The sequence below is a fragment of the Pseudomonas sp. S2_C11 genome (assembly GCF_054668395.1).
Map to the genome: position 1 here is coordinate 5,386,880 of NZ_CP162765.1, position 20,674 is coordinate 5,407,553.

General features: G+C 61.5%; 19 protein-coding genes. 11 read left to right on the forward strand and 8 right to left on the reverse strand.

Going from position 1 to position 20,674, the window contains the following annotated elements; translation table 11 throughout:
* The first annotated feature begins 33 nt into the window (after positions 1-33).
* The 3 genes from betC to AB4N48_RS24195 all read left to right on the forward strand — a co-directional run bounded on the left by betC (position 34) and on the right by AB4N48_RS24195 (position 4,310).
* Positions 34-1,548: a choline-sulfatase gene (gene betC, locus AB4N48_RS24185; RefSeq protein ID WP_460094432.1), complete on the forward strand. Its 1,515-nt coding sequence runs from the start codon at positions 34-36 to the stop codon at positions 1,546-1,548.
* A 16-nt stretch (positions 1,549-1,564) separates the two neighbouring features.
* Complete coding sequence (gene choX, locus AB4N48_RS24190; protein WP_041476503.1) at positions 1,565-2,485, forward strand: choline ABC transporter substrate-binding protein; 921 nt, start codon at positions 1,565-1,567, stop codon at positions 2,483-2,485.
* A gap of 256 nt (positions 2,486-2,741) precedes the next feature.
* Entirely contained in the window at positions 2,742-4,310 is a 1,569-nt protein-coding gene (locus tag AB4N48_RS24195) for a SulP family inorganic anion transporter (protein ID WP_252885082.1), read from the forward strand.
* A 77-nt stretch (positions 4,311-4,387) separates the two neighbouring features.
* On the opposite strand, the gene aroE is transcribed toward AB4N48_RS24195, so the two are convergent.
* Positions 4,388-5,209 carry a shikimate dehydrogenase gene (aroE, locus tag AB4N48_RS24200; RefSeq protein WP_460094433.1) on the reverse strand — a complete coding sequence of 274 codons (822 nt, stop codon included), beginning with the start codon at positions 5,207-5,209 and terminating at the stop codon, positions 4,388-4,390.
* Between the two features lie 9 nt (positions 5,210-5,218).
* Positions 5,219-6,133: an oxygen-dependent coproporphyrinogen oxidase gene (gene hemF, locus AB4N48_RS24205; protein ID WP_024014963.1), complete on the reverse strand. Its 915-nt coding sequence runs from the start codon at positions 6,131-6,133 to the stop codon at positions 5,219-5,221.
* A gap of 150 nt (positions 6,134-6,283) precedes the next feature.
* Between hemF and AB4N48_RS24210 the strand changes: the two genes are divergently transcribed.
* On the forward strand, positions 6,284-7,261 hold the full coding sequence (locus AB4N48_RS24210) for a quinone oxidoreductase family protein (protein ID WP_122506322.1): 978 nt from the start codon (positions 6,284-6,286) through the stop codon (positions 7,259-7,261).
* A gap of 179 nt (positions 7,262-7,440) precedes the next feature.
* Here the strand turns inward: AB4N48_RS24210 and AB4N48_RS24215 are convergent, their stop codons facing one another.
* The 4 genes from AB4N48_RS24215 to AB4N48_RS24230 all read right to left on the reverse strand — a co-directional run bounded on the left by AB4N48_RS24215 (position 7,441) and on the right by AB4N48_RS24230 (position 11,191).
* Complete coding sequence (locus AB4N48_RS24215; protein ID WP_056791154.1) at positions 7,441-8,109, reverse strand: hypothetical protein; 669 nt, start codon at positions 8,107-8,109, stop codon at positions 7,441-7,443.
* Between the two features lie 261 nt (positions 8,110-8,370).
* Positions 8,371-8,928, reverse strand: a complete 558-nt coding sequence (locus AB4N48_RS24220) for an L-threonylcarbamoyladenylate synthase type 1 TsaC (RefSeq protein WP_039757175.1) — start codon at positions 8,926-8,928, stop codon at positions 8,371-8,373.
* A 55-nt stretch (positions 8,929-8,983) separates the two neighbouring features.
* The gene (gene dprA, locus AB4N48_RS24225) at positions 8,984-10,081 is read right to left on the reverse strand and encodes a DNA-processing protein DprA (protein WP_236167870.1); all 1,098 of its coding nucleotides are present in this window, start codon (positions 10,079-10,081) and stop codon (positions 8,984-8,986) included.
* Positions 10,082-10,165: 84 nt separating this feature from the next.
* Positions 10,166-11,191, reverse strand: coding sequence for a LysM peptidoglycan-binding domain-containing protein (locus AB4N48_RS24230; RefSeq protein WP_460094434.1), 1,026 nt, complete (start codon positions 11,189-11,191; stop codon positions 10,166-10,168).
* Between the two features lie 159 nt (positions 11,192-11,350).
* On the opposite strand from AB4N48_RS24230, the gene def reads away from it, so the two are divergent.
* The 5 genes from def (at position 11,351) to AB4N48_RS24255 (ending at position 16,042) form a co-directional block, all read left to right on the forward strand.
* Positions 11,351-11,857: a peptide deformylase gene (gene def, locus AB4N48_RS24235; RefSeq protein ID WP_095182315.1), complete on the forward strand. Its 507-nt coding sequence runs from the start codon at positions 11,351-11,353 to the stop codon at positions 11,855-11,857.
* 56 nt (positions 11,858-11,913) lie between these two features.
* A complete protein-coding gene (gene fmt, locus AB4N48_RS24240) occupies positions 11,914-12,873 on the forward strand; it encodes a methionyl-tRNA formyltransferase (RefSeq protein ID WP_095182317.1) in 960 nt (319 codons plus the stop codon).
* Entirely contained in the window at positions 12,870-14,180 is a 1,311-nt protein-coding gene (rsmB, locus tag AB4N48_RS24245) for a 16S rRNA (cytosine(967)-C(5))-methyltransferase RsmB (RefSeq protein WP_252887062.1), read from the forward strand. The genes fmt and rsmB overlap by 4 nt, the downstream gene beginning before the upstream one ends.
* Before the next feature lie 21 nt (positions 14,181-14,201).
* Entirely contained in the window at positions 14,202-15,578 is a 1,377-nt protein-coding gene (trkA, locus tag AB4N48_RS24250; RefSeq protein WP_016772381.1) for a Trk system potassium transporter TrkA, read from the forward strand.
* Positions 15,579-15,727: 149 nt separating this feature from the next.
* The gene (locus AB4N48_RS24255; protein ID WP_041476513.1) at positions 15,728-16,042 is read left to right on the forward strand and encodes a tetratricopeptide repeat protein; all 315 of its coding nucleotides are present in this window, start codon (positions 15,728-15,730) and stop codon (positions 16,040-16,042) included.
* A 57-nt stretch (positions 16,043-16,099) separates the two neighbouring features.
* On the opposite strand, the gene AB4N48_RS24260 is transcribed toward AB4N48_RS24255, so the two are convergent.
* Together AB4N48_RS24260 and tag are read right to left on the reverse strand one after the other, a co-directional pair.
* The gene (locus tag AB4N48_RS24260; protein ID WP_460094435.1) at positions 16,100-16,987 is read right to left on the reverse strand and encodes a lysophospholipid acyltransferase; all 888 of its coding nucleotides are present in this window, start codon (positions 16,985-16,987) and stop codon (positions 16,100-16,102) included.
* A gap of 41 nt (positions 16,988-17,028) precedes the next feature.
* On the reverse strand, positions 17,029-17,586 hold the full coding sequence (tag, locus tag AB4N48_RS24265; RefSeq protein WP_460094436.1) for a DNA-3-methyladenine glycosylase I: 558 nt from the start codon (positions 17,584-17,586) through the stop codon (positions 17,029-17,031).
* Positions 17,587-17,667: 81 nt separating this feature from the next.
* On the opposite strand from tag, the gene glyQ reads away from it, so the two are divergent.
* Positions 17,668-18,621 (forward strand): glycine--tRNA ligase subunit alpha, encoded by a 954-nt coding sequence (glyQ, locus tag AB4N48_RS24270; protein ID WP_003187265.1) that lies wholly within the window; start codon positions 17,668-17,670, stop codon positions 18,619-18,621.
* Positions 18,618-20,672 (forward strand): glycine--tRNA ligase subunit beta, encoded by a 2,055-nt coding sequence (glyS, locus tag AB4N48_RS24275; RefSeq protein WP_056791129.1) that lies wholly within the window; start codon positions 18,618-18,620, stop codon positions 20,670-20,672. Before glyQ ends, glyS begins: the two co-directional genes overlap by 4 nt.
* Positions 20,673-20,674 lie beyond the last annotated feature (2 nt).

A 20,674-nucleotide genomic window follows, 5' to 3' on the forward strand; every position in this document is an offset into this window, starting at 1 on the left:
GCATAAATATTCAACATGGAATGACGCGATCACATGAAGCGCAAGAACATTCTTTTCATCATGGCCGATCAAATGGCCGCGCCAATGTTGCCGTTCTACGGCCCATCGCCAATCAAACTGCCGAATCTGTCCCGCCTCGCCGCCCAAGGCGTGGTGTTCGATGCTGCTTATTGCAACAGCCCGCTGTGCGCGCCGTCGCGTTTCACCCTGGTCAGCGGCCAGTTGCCGAGCAAGATCGGCGCCTACGACAACGCCGCTGATTTCCCCGCCGACATTCCGACTTACGCGCATTACCTGCGGCGTCTCGGCTACCGCACCGCGCTGTCGGGCAAGATGCATTTCTGCGGGCCGGACCAGCTGCACGGTTATGAAGAACGCCTGACCAGCGATATCTACCCGGCCGATTACGGTTGGGCGGTGAACTGGGACGAGCCGGACGTGCGGCCGAGCTGGTATCACAACATGTCTTCGGTATTACAGGCCGGGCCGTGCGTGCGCACCAATCAGCTGGATTTCGACGAAGAGGTGGTGTTCAAGGCGCAGCAATATCTTTTCGATCACATTCGCGAGGATGGCGAGCAACCGTTCTGCCTGACCGTGTCGATGACCCACCCTCACGATCCGTACACGATTCCCAAGGCTTTCTGGGATCTGTATGACGATGCCGATATCCCGTTGCCTACAGCCTTGAACCAGGACGAACTCGATCCGCACTCGCAACGTCTGCTCAAGGTTTACGACCTGTGGGACAAGCCGCTGCCTGTGGATAAGATCCGCGATGCACGTCGCGCCTACTTCGGCGCTTGCAGCTATATCGATGCCAATGTCGGCAAACTGCTGCAAACCCTCGAGGAAACCGGGTTGATCGATGACACCATCATCGTCTTCTCCGGTGACCACGGCGACATGCTCGGTGAGAAAGGCCTCTGGTACAAAATGCACTGGTTCGAGATGGCTGCGCGAGTGCCGCTGCTGATCAGCGCCCCGGGACAATTCGAGGCCGGCCGGGTCAGCGCCGCCGTTTCCACCGCCGACCTGCTGCCGACCTTCGTGGATCTGGCCGGTGGCACGCTTGAGCCCGACTTGCCACTGGACGGCCGTTCCTTGCTGCCGCACCTGCAAGGGCAGGGCGGGCATGACGAGGTGTTCGGCGAATACATGGCCGAAGGCACTGTGAGCCCGCTGATGATGATTCGCCGGGGCGCCTACAAATTTATCTACAGCGAAAGCGACCCGTGCCTACTCTTCGATGTGGATAACGATCCGCGCGAAGAAGAAGAGCTGAGCCAATCGCCGCAACATCGTCCGCTGTTCGAAGACTTTCTCGCCGAAGCGCGGGCCAAGTGGGACATTCCGGCGATCCATCGGGACGTACTGGCCAGCCAGCGCCGACGCCGTTTCGTCGCCGATGCGTTAACCATCGGCAAGTTGAAGAGCTGGGATCACCAGCCGCTGGTCGATGCCAGTCAGCAGTACATGCGCAACCACATCGACCTTGATGATCTGGAGCGCAAGGCCCGTTATCCACAACCCTGCCAAAACCAATAACGTTAAGGGGAAGTCCATGCGCAAGTTATCCACAGCTGTCACCGTTGGCCTGATCGCATTGAGCAGCGCCTCGGCCTTCGCCGAGCAAAGTTGCGAAACCGTGAAGATGGCCGATCCGGGCTGGAGCGACATCGCCGCGACCAATGCCATCACCGGATTTCTGCTCGACGGCATGGGCTACAAGGCCAAGGTCGACACCCTCGCGGTGCCGATCACCTTTGGCGGCTTGAAGGATGGCCAGGTGGACGTGTTCCTCGGCAACTGGATGCCGGCGCAGCAGGGCTTCTATGACAAGTTCGTCGCCACCGGTGATGTGACGCAATTGGCCAAGAACCTGGAAGGCACCGAATTCACTCTCGCCGTCCCCGACTATGTCTGGGAGGCAGGCGTGCATGATTTTGCCGACCTGAACAAATTCGCCGACAAGTTCGACAAGAAGATCTACGGCATCGGCTCAGGCGCGCCGGCGAACATTTCGCTGCAGGAGATCATCAAGAAGAACGACTTCAACATGGGCCAGTGGAAGCTGATCGAGTCCAGCGAACAGGCGATGCTCGCCGAAGTGTCGCGGGCGGTGAAGAAACAGAAATTCGTCACCTTCCTCGGCTGGACTCCACACCCGATGAACGTGCAGTTGAAAATGCGTTACCTCAAGGGCGGCGAAAAATACTTCGGCGATACCGGCAGCGTATTCACCCTGACCCGTAAGGGCTACGCCGAGGCCTGCCCGAATGTGGGCAAGTTGCTGACCAATCTTGCGTTTACCCAGGACATGGAGAACAGCATCATGGCCGAGGTGGTGAACAAGAAGATCAGCAATGCCGAAGCGGCGAAGGCGTGGATCAAGGCCAATCCGGCGGTGCTGGACAAGTGGCTGGACGGGGTGAAGACCGTGGATGGCAAGGATGCGTTGGTGGCGGTGAAGGCCAAGCTTTGATCTCAGTGTTGCTGGAATAGCGTTCGGCTGGAGATTTTTTCCCCCTCACCCCAGCCCTCTCCCCCAAGGGGGCGAGGGGGAAAGGGAGCCGATCGCTGTTGAATCAAAACTTGCGTTCAACGCCGAAATCGCAGGTCGGTGAATCTTCAACAAACAGCTCGGTCAGTCCCCTCTCCCTCAGGGAGAGGGCTAGGGTGAGGGGCCTTTACACCTGACACCCTGATAACCTTGAACAAAACCCCAACCGCGAGGACCCATGGCCTTCCCCAGCCGCCATTCACTTTTTCCTTTCCTGAGCTGGTTGCCACGGCAAACCCGCGCCAGCGTCGGGCGGGACCTGATCGTCGGCCTCAGCGGTGCGATTCTCGCCTTACCCCAGTCGATTGCCTACGCGCTGATTGCCGGGCTGCCACCGGAATACGGCCTGTATGCGGCGATCATCCCGGTGTTGATCGCCTGCCTGTGGGGTTCGTCATGGCATCTGATCTGCGGCCCCACCGCAGCGATTTCGATCGTGCTGTACGCCAGCGTCAGCCCGCTCGCGGTGCCGGCTTCCGAGGACTACATCACCCTGATCCTGCTGCTGACGTTCCTTGCGGGGATTTTCCAGTGGTTGCTCGGCTTGCTGCGCTTTGGCGCACTGGTGAATTTCGTTTCGCATTCGGTGGTACTCGGTTTCACCCTCGGCGCCGCAGTGGTGATCGCCATCGGGCAATTGCCCAATCTGCTCGGGCTGGAATTGCCGGCCAACACCACGGCGCTCGCCAGCCTGATGGATCTGCTGCGACATCTGGGGGCTGTGGATAAGCCCTCGCTGATGCTCGGCGTTGCTACAGTGATCGTCGGCGTGGCCCTGAAAAAACTCCTGCCGCGCTGGCCGACGCTGTTGCTCACGCTGGTGCTGGCCAGCCTGCTGGTGTGGATCTGGCCAGCGATGTTCGGCCATGTGCATCTGGTCAGCGCTTTCGTCGGACGCCTGCCGCCGTTCAGTACGCTGCCGCTGGATCTGGAGGTTATCCTGCGCCTGCTGCCAAGCGCGGTGGCAGTGGGCATGCTCGGGCTGGTCACCAGCCTGTCGATTGCCCGCTCGATTTCGGCGCGCTCGCAACAGTTGCTCGACGCCAATCAGGAAGTCCGCGCACAGGGTTTGTCGAACATCGTCGGCGCGTTCTTTTCCGGGTCGCTGTCCGCCGGATCGTTTACCCGCTCGGGATTGAGTTACGAGGCGGGTGCCTGCTCGCCGCTGGCCGGGGTGTTTTCGGCGCTCTGGGTGGCGCTGTTTGCGGTGTTCGGCGCAGGGCTGATCGCGCACATCCCGATCCCGGCCATGGCCGGCAGCATCCTGTTGATTGCCTGGGGTCTGGTCGATCACCGGGGCATTCGCGCCTTGCTGCGGGTCAGCCGCGCCGAGTTCGTGGTGATGGCCCTGACTTGCCTGGCGACTCTGCTGCTGGAATTGCAGACGGCGATCTACGCCGGGGTGCTGGCGTCATTGTTTTTCTACCTCAAGCGCACCTCGCAACCACGGGTGCAGCATTGGCGCGACGGTGACGACGATGTGTTGCGCGTGGGTGGTTCGATCTTTTTCGGCGCCAGCCATTACCTGCAAGTGCGCCTGCAACGCCTGCATGGCGCACGGGTGGTGATCGAGGCGCAGCAGATCAACTTCATCGATTATTCGGGGGTGGAGATGCTGCATCAGGAAGCGCGACGCCTGCTGGGCCAGGGTCGCAGCCTGACCCTGCGCCGGGCGCGGTCGCCGGTCGTGGAGGAGTTGAGGAAGCTGGAGGGGGCGGAGAAGTGCCCAATCAGGTTTGAGGATTGATCTGATATCGCGGTGGTGATGCGATTCGCGAGCAGGCTCGCTCCCACATTGATCGTATTTCAATGTGGGAGCAAAGCTTAAAGGGCCAGTTGGCGGCGCAGTTCGGCGAGTACCGGCGCGGTATCCGGGCGTACGCCACGCCACAGCCAGAACGCCTCGGCTGCCTGTTCGGCGAGCATGCCCAGACCATCCATCGCCAGCGCCGCGCCGTGCTCAGTGGCCCAGCGGCAGAACGCGGTCGGTTCCTTGCCGTACATCATGTCGTAGCACAGCGTCTGGCCTGGCTCGATCAGGCTTGGCGCAATCGGCGGCACGTCACCGGTCAGGCTGGCGGAGGTGGCGTTGATGATCACGTCCACCGGTTCGCGCAGCCAGTCGAAACCACTGGCCGACACCGGCCCGAGGTCGCAGAACAACTCGGCCAGCAGTTCAGCCTTGTCCACGGTGCGATTGGCGATGATCACCGAGGCCGGCTTCTCCGCCAGCAATGGCTCCAGCGCACCGCGCACCGCGCCGCCAGCGCCGAGCAAAAGGATGCGCTTACCGGTCAGGCTGAACCCGGCATTCACCGTCAGATCGCGGACCAGGCCTGCGCCATCGGTGTTGTCGCCGAGCAGTGAGCCATCGTCCAGTTTGCTCAAGGTGTTCACCGCACCGGCGCGCTGCGCGCGGGCGGTCAGGCTGTTGGCCAGACGGTAGGCGTCTTCCTTGAACGGCACCGTCACATTGGCGCCGCGCCCTTCGCGAAAGAACGCCTTGGCGTAGCCGACAAAATCATCCAGCGGCGCCAGCAGCGTGCTGTAGTCGAGGCGCTGGCCGGTCTGTTCGGCGAACAACTGGTGAATCATCGGCGACTTGCTGTGGCCGATCGGATTACCGAAAACGACGTAACGATCCATCACCCGTCCTCAGGCCTCGGCCAGCCAGTCGCGATCCTGCAGGAAGTAATCGGTCAGGCGCGCTTCTGCGCTGCCCGGCTCGGCCTTCCAGTCATAGCCCCAGCGCACTTGCGGTGGCAGCGACATCAGAATCGATTCAGTGCGGCCACCCGATTGCAGACCGAACAGCGTGCCACGGTCGTAAACCAGGTTGAATTCGACGTAGCGGCCTCGGCGGAATTCCTGGAATTCGCGCTGCTGGGCAGTGAAGGCGTCGTTCTTGCGCCGTTGCACGATCGGCAGGTAGGCCTCGATATAGGCATCGCCGATGGCGCGCATGAAGGCGAAACTGGTGTCGAAATCCCACTCGTTCAGATCGTCGAAGAACAGACCGCCAATGCCACGTGGCTCATGACGATGCTTGATATGGAAATAGGTGTCGCACCAGGCCTTGTAACGCGGATAGACGTCCGCACCGAACGGCGCACAGGCTTGCTCGGCGACGCGGTGCCAATGAATGCAATCTTCCTCAACGCCGTAATACGGGGTCAGGTCGAAACCGCCGCCAAACCACCAGACCGGTTCTTCGCCTTCTTTTTCAGCAATGAAAAAACGCACGTTGGCGTGGGAGGTCGGCACATGCGGATTGTGCGGGTGGATCACCAGCGACACGCCGAGCGCCTCGAAACCACGCCCGGCCAGTTCCGGCCGATGGGCGCTGGCCGAGGGCGGCAGGCCGCTGCCGAATACGTGGGAAAAATTGACGCCGCCCTTTTCGATCAGCGTACCGTTTTCCAGCACGCGGGTGCGCCCGCCACCGCCCGCCGGCCGGGTCCAGGCGTCTTCGACGAAGCATTTGCCGCCGTCTTCGGTTTCCAGTGCAGCGCAGATGCGGTCTTGCAGATCGAGCAGATAGGCCTTTACGGCGTCGGTGCGGGTCGTCATGGCTTCACCTTGAATCGGGCGGCGCCCCGGCAGGCGGGCGGCGCAAATGGGCGCGTAGCATACCATCGCAGACCGGCGCGCCGCAGTTGACGAAGATCAAGCAGGGGAGTTGGATAGAGGGCTTAGCAACGACCCAAGGAGAGCAGGCAGATGGCAAAGCGTATCCAGTTCCGCGCCCACGGCGGTCCCGAAGTGCTCGAATATGTAGACTACGAACCGGCTGCGCCCGGGCCGAATCAGGTGCGCGTGGCTAATCAGGCGATCGGCTTGAACTTCATCGATACCTACTACCGCAGCGGCCTCTATGCACCACCTGCCTTGCCGTCCGGCCTGGGTTCTGAAGGCGCCGGCACGGTCGAAGCGGTGGGCAGCGAAGTCACCCGTTTCAAGGTCGGCGATCGCGTGGCATACGGCAGCGGCCCGCTCGGCGCCTATAGCCAGCTGCATGTTCTGCCGCAGGACAATCTGGTGCACCTGCCCGATGAAATCAGTTTCGAAACTGCCGCCGGGGTCATGCTCAAGGGTCTGACGGTGCAATATCTGCTGCGCCAGACCTACCAACTGCAGGGCGGCGAAACCATTCTGTTCCACGCCGCAGCCGGTGGAGTCGGCTCTCTGGCCTGCCAATGGGCCAAAGCGCTGGGCGTGAAGCTGATCGGCACCGTCAGCTCGAAGGAGAAAGCCGAACTGGCCAAGGCCAACGGCGCCTGGGCCACCATCGACTACAGCCATGAAAACGTTGCCGAGCGCGTGCTGGCGCTGACTGACGGCAAGAAAGTCCCGGTGGTGTATGACGGCGTCGGCAAGGACACCTGGCTCACGTCCCTGGACAGCGTGGCACCACGTGGCCTGGTGGTGAGTTTCGGCAATGCTTCGGGCGCAGTCGACGGCGTCAACCTGGGCATTCTTGCCGCGAAGGGCTCGTTGTACGTCACCCGGCCTACGCTGGCGACCTACGCCAACAACGCCGAGAACCTGCAGCGCATGGCCGACGAGCTGTTCGAGATGATCATCAGCGGCAAGCTGAAGGTCGACATCAGCCAGCGCCATGCATTGGCCGATGCGGCAAAAGCACAAACCGAACTGTCGGCACGGCGCACTACCGGTTCCACGATTCTGTTGCCATAACGCTTCAAGTTGATACTCGGTGAACTCTTCCATGAGTTCGCCGAGTATCTTTCAGCTAGATCAAGTACATCTTCCGGTGAAGTTTCTTCGCCGCTGGCCTACGACCGGAAAACTTCCTGCGCAACTTCTTCGACTCGTATACAAGCCATTTCTCTGCCCACTCTTCGATTATTGGCGGATCAATACTGACGGTTGTGAACATCACGATACTCCGGCTGATGCACGTTCATGTTCACTGGCTGATCCAGGGCCATCAGAATTTGCCGCCATTCGGCGGACAACAGCCAATAATCGCCCCGGGCACGCTGCTCGATATGCATGGCGTGCGAAGCGATCGGTGTCAGGCCGAAGCGCTGAAACAGTTGCCGCTGTGGCGATCTGCACAAGGCCGTCACCCCCTGATATCCGCGATCGATCGCCCATTCGGCGGCGGTGGCGAGCAAGCCATTGATCGACACCGGCCGGTGCTGCTGGGAATGGGTAATCAAGCGACTGAATTCGACATGCCGCGCCAATGCCACAGTGGGAGACACATGATGCTGCGCCAGTGAGGCCCATTCGAACGGCGCCGGGGTTGCCCGCAGCACTGCAATGAGTTGATCTCGCTGGTAGAGCAAGAAGTGCGTACTGCGCGAGGTGATCGCCAAGCGGGTTTCCAGCGCCCGGGCTCTGGAGGTGAGCATGTAATGCTGCAATCGCAGGCGAAACTGCCGACCAATGAAACGCTCGAATTCTCCGGCGTCCGACCCCGCCTCAAGAATGGCCACACGATAGTCGGCCTGTTGATTCTTGAGTGCCTCTTGAAAGCCCTGCAGATAATCCTTGAGGTGTAAATCCGTAATATCCATTACTTCTCCGCAGCCATTAACATTTCGAAGTTGTATCAAGCACATTGAAAGAATGGATGCTTTTGAAAATCTCGCCACTGCACGCGTTCTGATAATCGCGTGGGAAAACTTACAGATATTCCAGAGTCGAAGAACCGTCTGACGCATGCAAGAACAATGGCAACGGATAAGTTTTAAACGAGTGCAGGAACAAACTGCGGGCATGCGCAAAACTCCTCGTCGATAGCGCCGAGGAGTCCGCAAAAAATAAAAAGAATGGCGTCAGTCAGGACGAACGACGTTACCGGTGGCCAGGTCGCGGATCACGCTGGGATTCTTGCGCCCGCCAAGGCTCCCGCCGAGCACCAGATCGACCTGCCCACGGAAATACTGCTCGATGCGCAAACGCGTGCGCGCGGGCGGTCGCCCCTGTGGATTGGCTGATGTCGAGATCAGCGGCCCGACCAGCGAGCACAAGTCGCGCACCTGCGGGTGATCGCTGACTCGCAGCGCCACGGTGTCATGCACGCCTGTGACCCATTCCGGCAACAGGTTCTGGTGCGGCACCAGCCAGGTGTTCGGCCCCGGCCAGGTGCTGGCCATGCGGTCGATCCAGTCCTGCGGGAAGTCCTCGAAGAGGAAATCGAACTGGCGGATATTGTCGGCGACCAGGATCAGCCCTTTGCTCACCGAGCGATTCTTGATCGCCAGCAAGCGGTCCACTGCGTCTTCGTTCCACGGGTCGCAACCCAGCCCCCAGACGGCTTCGGTTGGATAGGCAATCACCGCGCCGGCGCGAACTTCCCGCGCGGCTTGTTGCACACGCCAACTGTTGACCATGAAAAAACTCTCCACAAACAGGTTTCGCGCAGTTTACCGATCTTCATCGTAAAACCTAGCTTGACCGCGCCAACCAGCGACCGTTTTCGCATACCGCACGGCCTTCGATTTCCAGCTCGGTCAACGTTGCCAGCACTTTCGGCAACGCCCAGCCACAGCTCGCGGCCAACGCCTCGCTGGTGTGGGGCGCCGCGTGCAACAGCGTCAGCAACGGATGATCAGCCTGCGGCGGCGCTGTGGATAGCAACGGTTGCTGCCAGCCGCGCAGGGCTTCGAGGATATGTTCGATAGTCTCCACCAACACCGCCCCGTCGCGAATCAACTGATGACAACCGCGCGCGCCGGGGTGATGGATAGAGCCCGGAATGGCATAAACCTCGCGCCCTTGCTCTGCCGCCAGCCGCGCGGTAATCAACGAACCGCTGGCAACACTGGCCTCGACCACCAGCACGCCAAGGGATAACCCGCTGATGATGCGATTGCGCCGGGGGAAGTTGCTCGCGGTTGGCCCGGCGTCCAGCGGAAACTCCGAGAGCACCGCGCTTCCCGACGCAATCATCGCCTCAGCCAGGCGTTTATTGCGCTGTGGATAAAAATTCTCCAGGCCCGTGCCAAGCACCCCCACGGTCAACCCGCCAACGTCCAGAGCAGCCTGATGGGCAGCGGCATCGATGCCCAGCGCCAGACCACTGGTGATGACAAAACCGGCCCCGGCCAGACTGCGAGAAAACGCCGCCGCCGTGTCCATGCCCGGGCGCGAAGCGCGGCGGCTGCCGACCATCGCCAGTTGCGGTTTTTCCAGAATCGACGGATCGCCGGCGACGAATAACAGTGGCGGCGGGTCAGGAATCTGCGCCAGCAACGCTGGATAGTCCGCCTGGTCCCACATCAGCAAATGTTGACCGGGGCGCTCTAGCCAGCGCATTGCGTGGCTGGCGCCGTCGCGCACCGTCGGACAACGCCGTGCCTCGGCGCACGCCGCCGGCAACCCGAGCGAGCGCCAGGCACTGGCCGGCGCGCTGAGGGCTTTGGACGCCGAGCCGAAGGCTTCGAGCAGTTTGGCAAAACGCTTGGGGCCGATATCCGGCATGCGGTGCAGACGCAGACGCGCCTCCAGTTCCGCCGGGGAAATGGCCGTACTGACAGACAACATGAAGGGATCATCCTTGATCGTTCGATGCTCCGAACCATTCGGAACAAGCTGTGGATAACTCTGTTGGTAACTTGTTAAGCAAGCTTACGGATTTCGCACCTTGTCGAGCACCGCCAGCGAGCGTGAAGCATTGAGGACCAGGCCGTAACTGAGTTTGTCGTAGGTGCGGAACACCATCAGCAGGCCGGCTCGTTCATCGGGAATTTTCAGCGGTTGGCCGGTAATCCGGTCGCGCACCGTTTCGCCGGTTTTCATCACCGCCAGAACATTGCCTTCGGCCAGACCGTCACGTTTGCCCTTGTTCAGGGTGACCACGTCCATCACACCGATCTGCGTGACGCCGCGTGGCACGTCGATGATCAGGCCGTCGATGGAACGCTTCGGCGCGCTGGGCATGAAAGTCGAATTGATCGAGCGTTCTTCACCGCCGAACAAGCGGTCACCGAGGCGCACTTCCTGGGTGGTGCGTTGCAAGGCGAGAGTGGCAACGTCGCCTTCGGTGGCAACAACCTCGCCGCCGCCGATATCGTCGGCGTTGATGCCGAGGAATTCCTTGGTCTGCGGGTCGGTGTAGACCTTGCCCTGGCGGAAGATGCCGTACACCGGCTGCTCCGGATCGAAATGGCCACGGGCGAAGATGCGGTCACCGGTACCGCTGAGCACCCGTTCGGCATCGCCGGCGACGATGTACGGCGCGTTGTCGAAGTCTTCGGCCTTGTCGACGATGCGATTGCTCAGCAGAAAACTGTTGATCGATTTCAGCGGAATGCTCGGAATCGCCTCGGCCACCGGGCTGGTGCGAATCCGTGGCGAGAGCTTGATGGTGCCGCGCGACTCGCCACGATGGACGGTCAGTTGCGGCTGGCCGTTGACGTAGCTGAGGGTCAGCCTGTCGCCGGGATAGATCAGGTTGGGGTTTTCGATCTGCGGATTGGCCCGCCACAGTTGTGGCCACTGCCACGGCTCGCGCAGGTATTTGCCGGAAATGTCCCAGAGCGTGTCCCCGGAAACCACCGTGTATTGCTGTGGAAAACCATCCTTGAGTTGCACTTGCCCTTGCGCGGCGCCGGCCGAAGCCAGAAGCAGCAGGGCGAGTAGTGTTTTCCTCATGCAGTGAATCCCTTTATCATGTGCGTTCGCGTGAATCGTCAGAGCCCCCGTGGCTCGCTTCTGTTTTTCAGAAGCTACGCTTCACAACGGTAGCCTGCATCCTCGGACCCGCCAGGCCATCGACCCGACTTTACTCAACGTGTGCAGCAATCGAAGCCTATGGCCATTTTAAACATCCTCGAATTTCCGGACCCGCGTCTGCGCACTATCGCCAAACCAGTGGCTGTAGTGGACGACGAAGTGCGTCAGTTGGTCGACGACATGTTTGAAACAATGTATGAAGCGCCGGGCATCGGCCTCGCCGCGACCCAGGTCAACGTGCACAAACGTATCGTCGTGATGGACCTGTCCGAAGACCGTACCGAGCCACGGGTGTTCATCAACCCCGAGTTCGAATCGCTGACCGACGAGATGGACCAGTATCAGGAAGGCTGCCTTTCGGTACCGGGCTTCTACGAAAACGTCGACCGCCCGCAAAAGGTCAAGATCAAGGCGCTGGACCGCGACGGCAAGCCCTATGAACTGATCGCCGAAGGCCTGCTCGCCGTGTGCATCCAGCACGAATGCGACCACCTCAACGGCAAATTGTTCGTCGATTACCTGTCCACGCTCAAACGCGACCGGATCAAGAAGAAACTGGAAAAGCTGCACCGCCAGAACGCTTGATGCCCCTCTTCAAAGGCTTGCTGCGGCAAGCCTTTTTCTTTTATGAGACGCCTTTCATGACTGAGCCACTGCGCATTGTTTTTGCCGGTACCCCGGAATTCGCCGCCGAACACCTCAAGGCCCTGCTGAGCAGCCCGTACGAGATAGTTGCGGTCTACACCCAGCCGGATCGCCCGGCCGGCCGTGGGCAAAAACTGATGCCAAGCCCGGTCAAACAACTCGCCCTGGAAAATAATATCCAGGTGTTGCAGCCGCCGACCTTGCGCAATGCCGAGGCCCAGGCGGAGCTGGCCGCGCTGAAGCCGGACTTGATGGTGGTGGTCGCCTACGGTTTGATCCTGCCGCAAGCGGTGCTGGATATTCCGCGTCTGGGTTGCATCAACAGCCATGCGTCGCTGCTGCCGCGCTGGCGCGGTGCGGCGCCGATCCAGCGCGCGGTTGAACACGGCGATGCCGAAAGCGGTGTAACGGTGATGCGCATGGAGGCCGGGCTGGATACCGGGCCGATGTTGCTCAAGGTCGTCACGCCGATCAGCGCTGAAGATACCGGCGGCACCCTGCATGATCGCCTCGCCGAGATGGGTCCGCCCGCTGTGGTGCAGGCGATTGCCGGTCTGGCTGCCGGCACCCTGCAAGGTGAGGTGCAGAACGACGAGCTCGCCACTTACGCGCACAAACTGAACAAAGACGAAGCACGCATCGACTGGAGCCGTCCGGCGGTGGAGCTGGAACGTCTGGTCCGCGCCTTCAATCCATGGCCGATCACCCACAGCACGCTCAATGGCGAAGCGTTGAAAGTGCTTGCCGCATCCGTGGCCGAAGGCACTGGCGCCCCGGGTGAAATCCTCAGCGCCAGCAAAGACGGGCTGATCGTCGCCTGCGGCGCACAAGCGCTGTGCCTGACCCGCCTGCAATTGCCCGGCGGCAAGGCGCTGAACTTCAGTGACCTGTTCAACAGCCGCCGCGAGAAATTCGCCGTCGGCAGCGTGCTCGGCGCTGCGGTGGAAGCGCAATGAACCCGCGTCTGGCCGCCGCCAAGGCGCTCGCCGCCGTACTCAGCGGCAAGGCTTCGCTGAACAGCTCCCTGCCGACGCAACTGGACAAGGTCGAGGATCGTGATCGCGGTTTCACTCAGGATCTGGCCTTCGGCACCGCACGCTGGCAGCCACGCCTGTCGGCATTGGCGGAAAAACTTCTGCAGAAACCGTTCAAAGCCGCCGACGCTGATGTCGAGGCGTTGCTGCTGGTCGGTCTGTATCAACTGCTCTACACCCGGGTACCGGCCCATGCCGCGATTGGCGAAACCGTCGGCTGCGCAGACAAGCTGAAAAAGCCCTGGGCCAAAGGCCTGCTCAACGCCGTGCTGCGCAATGCCCAGCGCGAAAGCGAGACGATCTTCGCCGAACTGGAACGCGACCCGGTGGTGCGCACAGCTCACCCGCGCTGGCTGCAAAAATCCCTGAAGGCATTTTGGCCCGAGCAGTGGGAAGCGATCTGCGCAGCGAACAACGCGCATCCGCCGATGATCCTGCGGGTCAACCGCCGTCATCACAGCCGCGATGCTTATCTTGCGTTGCTGGGCGAAACCGGGATCGCCGCGACACCGTGCGTTTACAGCCGCGACGGCATCGTCCTCGAAGCTGCTGCCGACGTGCGCAGCCTGCCGGGTTTCGCCGAAGGCTGGATCAGCGTGCAGGACGAAGCCGCGCAACTGGCCGCCGACCTGCTCGATCTGGCCCCGGGCCAGCGCGTACTCGACGCCTGCTGCGCCCCTGGCGGCAAGACCTGCCACATCCTCGAAGCCGAACCGGCGCTCGCTGGCGTGGTAGCGGTGGATCTGGAAGCCAAGCGTCTGGTGCGGGTGAAGGAAAACCTTGAGCGCCTCGGCCTCGACGCTGAACTGATCGCCGCCGACGGTCGCGATACCGAGAAATGGTGGGACGGCAAGCCGTTCCAGCGCATCCTCCTCGACGCGCCATGCTCGGCCACCGGCGTGATCCGCCGTCATCCGGACATCAAACTGACCCGTCAGCCGGACGACATCGTTGCCCTCGCGCAACTGCAAGGCGAACTGCTCGACGCCATGTGGAAAACCCTCGAAGTCGGCGGCATCCTGCTCTACGCCACCTGCTCGACGCTGCCGACCGAGAACACCGAAGTCATCGCTGCGTTTCTCGAACGCACCCCCGGTGCCCGTGAACTGGATCTGGCCACAGCGGCCGGCATCAAGCAGCCCCATGGTCGCCAGTTGCTGGCCCAGCAGGGCGGGCATGACGGGTTTTACTACGCCAAGCTGATCAAGATCGCCGCCGCGCGCGGCTAAACGGATTCATGGAGTGACTGGATGAAAATCATCATCCTCGGTGCGGGACAGGTCGGCGGTTCGCTGGCCGAACATCTGGCCAGCGAGGCCAACGACATCACTGTGGTCGACACCGATGGCGAGCGCCTGCGCGACCTCGGCGACCGCCTCGATATCCGCACCGTGCAGGGCCGGGGCTCGCTGCCCTCGGTGCTGCGTCAGGCCGGTGCCGACGACGCCGACATGCTGGTAGCGGTGACCAACAGCGACGAAACCAACATGGTTGCCTGCCAGGTCGCGCACACGCTGTTCCACACGCCGACCAAAATCGCCCGGGTGCGCGAAGCGTCATACCTCAATCGCGAGGAACAACTGTTCCAGAACGAAGCGATTCCGGTCGACGTGCTGATCAGCCCCGAGCAGGTCGTGACCAACTACATCAAGCGCCTGATCCAGCATCCCGGCGCCTTGCAGGTGATCGACTTCGCCGAAGGCGCGGCGCAACTGGTGGCGGTGCGCGCCTATTACGGCGGGCCGCTGGTGGGCCAGCAACTGCGCCAGTTGCGTGAGCACATGCCGAACGTCGAAACCCGCGTAGCGGCGATCTTCCGCCGTGACCGGCCGATTTTGCCGCAGGGCGACACGGTGATCGAGGCCGATGACGAGGTGTTCTTCATCGCTGCCCGTGAGGACATTCGCGCAGTGATGAGCGAAATGCGTCGCCTCGACGAAACCTACAAACGCATCGTTATCGCCGGGGGCGGGCAGATCGGCGAGCGCCTGGCCGAGGCGATCGAAAGCCGTTATCAGGTGAAGATCATCGAGATGAGCCCGGCGCGCTGCCGCTACCTCTCCGATACCCTCGACAGCACCGTGGTCTTGCAGGGCAGTGCGTCGGATCGCGATCTGCTGCTGGAAGAGAACATCGCCGACGCCGATATCTTCCTCGCCCTGACCAACGACGATGAAGCCAACATCATGTCGTCGCTGCTGGCCAAACGGCTGGGGGCGAAGAAGGTCATGACGATCATCAACAATCCGGCCTACGTCGACCTGATCCAGGGCGGCGACATTGATATCGCCATCAGCCCGCAACTGGCGACCATCGGCACCTTGCTCGCCCACGTGCGCCGAGGCGATATCGTCAGCGTGCACTCACTACGGCGCGGCGCGGCGGAAGCGATCGAGGCGATTGCCCACGGTGATGCGAAGTCCAGCAAGGTCATCGGCAAGCCGATCGAGAAGATCGGCCTGCCGCCGGGCACCACCATCGGCGCAGTGATCCGCAACGAGAAAGTGATCATCGCCCACGACGACACGGTGATCGAAGCCGGCGACCACGTGATTCTGTTCCTTGTGGATAAAAAGCATATTCGCGATGTGGAGAAGCTGTTTCATGTGGGATTGAGCTTTTTCTGACCTGAAGACAACGTTGCCCGTGATGGCCCCTTCGCGAGCAGGCTCGCTCCCACAGTGGAATGCATTCCAAATGTGGGAGCGAGCCTGCTCGCGAAAGCGGTTTGACAGACTCGCAGGTTCTCTGACGAACAATAGAAAGGAATCCGCCAATGCTCGAATCCCTGGAAAAAATGCTCGCCAAGGGTGTGGATAACGCGCTGTTGCGCTTCGGTCTGGGCAAGGGTTATCTGGACCTGGGTGAAAACGCCAAGGCTGCCGAGCATTTTCAGCGTTGTGTCGCTTTCGATCCGAAATACTCGGCAGCGTGGAAGCTGCTGGGCAAGGCGCAGCTGGCGCTAGGCGATCACGCCGCTGCGCGTCAGGCCTGGGAACAAGGCTTGGAAGCGGCCCGCGCCCACGGTGACAAACAGGCCGAGAAGGAGATGACGGTATTCCTGAAAAAGCTTGAGCGGCAGGCGCCTTGAGCTACCGATTGAGCAAGGCGAGCCCGTCTGCATCAACCGTCACCCCATCGAAGTTGCTCAGTACCAGCGCGCCTCGCCCGGCGGACGCTTCTTGAAGCGTTTCATGCTCCACATGTACTGGCTCGGATACGCCGCAACATAACGTTCCACTACCTTGCTCATCGCCGCGCAGGACTCTGCGGTATCGGTGCTGTACATCGCTTCGGGCGCGGCTTCGAGAATGACTTTGTAGCCCGAGCCGTCAGGCAGGCGCAGGGCGTGCAGGAACACACCGACCGCTTTGCCGCCGGCCAGCATGTTCGGCACGAATTTGCTGGTCAGTGCCTGAGTGGCAAAGAACGGCACGAAAATCCCTGCGGATTCGGCCGGTTCCGGGTCGGCGGGGATGCCCACGGCACCGCCCTTGCGCACTTCCTTGATGACGCTGAGAATGCCTTCCTTGGTCGACGCCGCGACCTTGTTGCCCAGCTGCACGCGCTGTTTGCGCAGCAATTCATCCACTGCCTTGAGCTTCGGCGGACGGTAGAAAATGATCGGTTTGCACTCGCTGCAATAGAAGTGGTTGAGCACTTCCCAGTTGCCGAGGTGGCTGGTGATGCCGACCACGCCTTTACCCGAGGCCAGCGCGTCTTTCAACACATCTAGGCCTTCGACTTCGCGGACCAGATCGATCGAGCGCTGCGCCGGCCAGATCCACGCGCAGGCGCTTTCGGTCAGCGACTTGCCGATGTCCTTCAGACTCTGCCCGACCAGACGCTCACGTTCGGCCGCATCCATCTGGGGAAAACACTTCGACAGGTTGATCCGCACCACGTCGCGGGAACGGTTGGGGGTCTTCCACATGATCCAGCCGATCGCCGAACCCACGGCCTGCACGGCCCGCCATGGCAGCAGGGCAAACAGCCGCAGAGCGCCTACCAGCAAGGCGCCTTTAAACTTTTCCACAGGTCACTCCTGATCTTTGTGCTGTGCGCGAGGCGGGCATTCTAACCGGCGTTGGCGAGCTGCGCGTAGCGGTCGCAATCCTGGGTGTGGTCCATGACCATGCCCGAGGCCTGCATCAGCGCGTAGCAAATGGTCGGACCGACGAAGGTGAAGCCGGCTTTTTTCAGCGCCTTGCTCATCGCCAGCGCTTCGGGGGTGATCGCCGGGACTTCGCTGCGATCCTTGAAATGATTGATGATCGGTTGGTCGCCCACGAACGACCAGAGCAATGCCACCGGATCCTCCAGCGCCAGCCACGCCTGGGCATTGCGCCGCGCGGCGTTGAGTTTCAGGCGATTGCGGATGATGCCCGGGTCGAGCATCAGTTCGTCGAACTCGGCGTCACTCATCTGCGCCACGCGCTGCACATCGAAGCCGAACAGCACCTGACGGTAACGCTCGCGTTTGCGCAGCACAGTGATCCACGACAACCCGGCCTGGAACCCTTCGAGCAAAAGCAACTCGAACAAACCCTGCGCATCGCGCAGCGGCGTGCCCCACTCCTGATCGTGATAAGCCATGTACAGCGGATCTTCGGTACACCAAAAGCAGCGTGGCATAAGGCTCCAGGGGGCGTGCGCAGCAACGAATCGGGTATACTCCCGCTCTTTAAATCGCAGCCCAAGAAACAGGTGAATTTCGTGAGCCAGCCTACGCCAGCCGTGCGTACCTTCCAAGACTTGATCCTCGCGCTCCAGCAATACTGGGCCGAGCAAGGTTGTGTGGTACTTCAGCCCTACGATATGGAAGTAGGCGCCGGCACTTTCCACACCGCGACCTTCCTGCGCGCCATCGGCCCGGAAACCTGGAACGCCGCGTACGTGCAGCCAAGCCGCCGTCCGACTGACGGCCGTTACGGCGAAAACCCGAACCGTCTGCAGCACTACTACCAGTTCCAGGTCGTGCTCAAGCCGAACCCGGACAATTTCCAGGAACTGTACCTGGGCTCGCTCAAGCATGTCGGCCTCGACCCGCTGGTGCACGACATCCGCTTCGTCGAAGACAACTGGGAATCGCCGACCCTCGGCGCCTGGGGTCTGGGCTGGGAAGTCTGGCTCAATGGCATGGAAGTCACCCAGTTCACCTACTTCCAGCAAGCGGGCGGCATCGAGTGCTACCCGGTGACCGGCGAGATCACCTACGGTCTCGAGCGGCTGGCGATGTATCTGCAAGGCGTCGATTCGGTCTACGACCTGGTCTGGGCTGACGGCCCGTTCGGCAAAGTCACCTACGGCGATGTGTTCCACCAGAACGAAGTGGAGCAGTCCACCTACAACTTCGAACACGCCAACGTCGACAAACTGTTCGAGCTGTTCGACTTCTATGAAAGCGAAGCCAAGCGCCTGATCGAACTCGACCAGCCGCTGCCGTTGCCGAGCTACGAAATGGTGCTGAAGGCGTCGCACACCTTCAACCTGCTGGATGCGCGCCGGGCGATCTCGGTGACTGCGCGTCAGCAATACATTCTGCGCGTACGCACCCTGGCGCGTTCCGTTGCGCAAGCCTACCTGCTGGCCCGCGCCAAGCTGGGCTTCCCGATGGCGACCCCGGACCTGCGTGACGAAGTACTGGCCAAGCTGGAGGCTGCACAATGAGTGCGCAAGATTTTCTGGTTGAACTGGGCACCGAAGAACTGCCACCCAAAGCCCTGAACACTTTGGCTGATGCGTTCCTCGCCGGTATCGACAAGGGCCTGCAAGCCGCTGGCCTGAGCTACGAAAGCAAAACCGTTTATGCCGCGCCACGTCGTCTGGCTGTGCTGATCACTGCGCTGGCCACTCAGCAGCCGGATCGCAGCATCAACCTCGATGGCCCGCCACGTCAGGCCGCGTTCGACGCTGACGGCAATCCGACTCAGGCCGCCCTGGGCTTTGCCAAGAAGTGCGGCGTCGAGCTGAGCGAAATCGACCAGAGCGGTCCGAAACTGCGTTATAGCCAGAACATCGCCGGCAAGCCGACCGCGAGCCTGCTGCCGACCATCGTCGAAGATTCGCTGAACGACCTGCCGATCCCGAAACGCATGCGTTGGGGTGCGCGCAAGGAAGAATTCGTGCGTCCGACCCAGTGGCTGGTGATGCTGCTCGGTGACCAGGTCATCGATTGCACGATCCTCGCGCAGAAGGCTGGCCGTGAATCCCGTGGTCACCGTTTCCATCATCCGGAGAGCGTGCGCATCGGTTCGCCATCGAGCTACCTCGCCGACTTGCGTGCCGCTTACGTATTGGCCGATGCCAACGAGCGTCGCGAGATCATCAGCAAGCGCACCGAAGAGCTGGCCACCCGTCAGGAAGGCACGGCGATCGTGCCGCCGGCACTGCTCGACGAAGTGACTGCGCTGGTTGAATGGCCGGTGCCGCTGGTGTGCTCGTTCGAAGAACGCTTCCTCGACGTGCCGCAGGAAGCGCTGATCACCACCATGCAGGACAACCAGAAGTATTTCTGCCTGCTGGATGCCGACGGCAAGTTGCTGCCACGTTTCATTACCGTGGCCAACATCGAAAGCAAAGACCCGCAGCAGATCATCGCCGGTAACGAGAAAGTGGTGCGCCCACGCCTGACCGACGCCGAGTTCTTCTTCAAGCAGGACAAGAAGCAGAAACTCGAAGACTTCAACCTGCGCCTGCAGAACGTGGTGTTCCAGGAAAAACTCGGCAGCGTCTACGACAAGGCCGAGCGCGTATCGAAACTGGCCGCGTACATCGCCGCACGTATCGGCGGCAACGCCTCGTGGGCTGCCCGCGCGGGCCTGCTGTCGAAGTGCGACCTGGCCACCGAAATGGTTGGCGAGTTCCCGGAGATGCAAGGTGTCGCCGGTTACTACTACGCCCTCAATGACGGCGAGCCGCAGGACGTCGCGCTGGCGCTGAACGAGCAGTACATGCCACGCGGTGCCGGTGCCGAATTGCCAGCGACCCTGACCGGTGCAGCCGTGGCGATCGCCGACAAGCTCGACACTCTGGTCGGCATCTTCGGTATCGGCATGCTGCCTACCGGCAGCAAAGACCCGTATGCCCTGCGCCGTGCGGCCCTGGGCGTGCTGCGTATCCTGATCGAAAAGAAACTCGATCTAGACCTGAACGACGCCGTGGCGTTCGCCGTGACTGCATTTGGCGGCAAGGTCAAGGCGGCCGGCCTCAACGAAGCCGTGCTGGAATTCATCTTCGACCGTCTGCGTGCGCGTTATGAAGACGAAGGCGTCGACGTCGCCACCTACCTGTCGGTACGTGCATTGAAGCCGGGTTCGGCGCTGGACTTCGACCAGCGTGTGCAAGCGGTTCAGGCCTTCCGCAAACTGCCGGAAGCGGCAGCGCTGGCGGCGGTGAACAAGCGCGTGTCGAACCTGTTGAGCAAAGTCGAAGGCTCGGTACCGACCGTGGTCGAAGCCAAGTATTTCGACAACGCCAACGAGTTCTCGCTGTACTCGGCGATCCAGCAAGCGGATCAGGCCGTGCAGCCAATGGCCGCAGCGCGTCAGTACAACGAATCGCTGGCACGCCTGGCGGCACTGCGCGAGCCGGTCGACGCGTTCTTCGACGCGGTGATGGTCAATGCCGACGACGCCAATGTGCGAGCTAACCGCTACGCGCTGCTGGCGCGCCTGCGTGGCCTGTTCCTCGGTGTTGCCGACATTTCGCTGCTGAGTTGAGG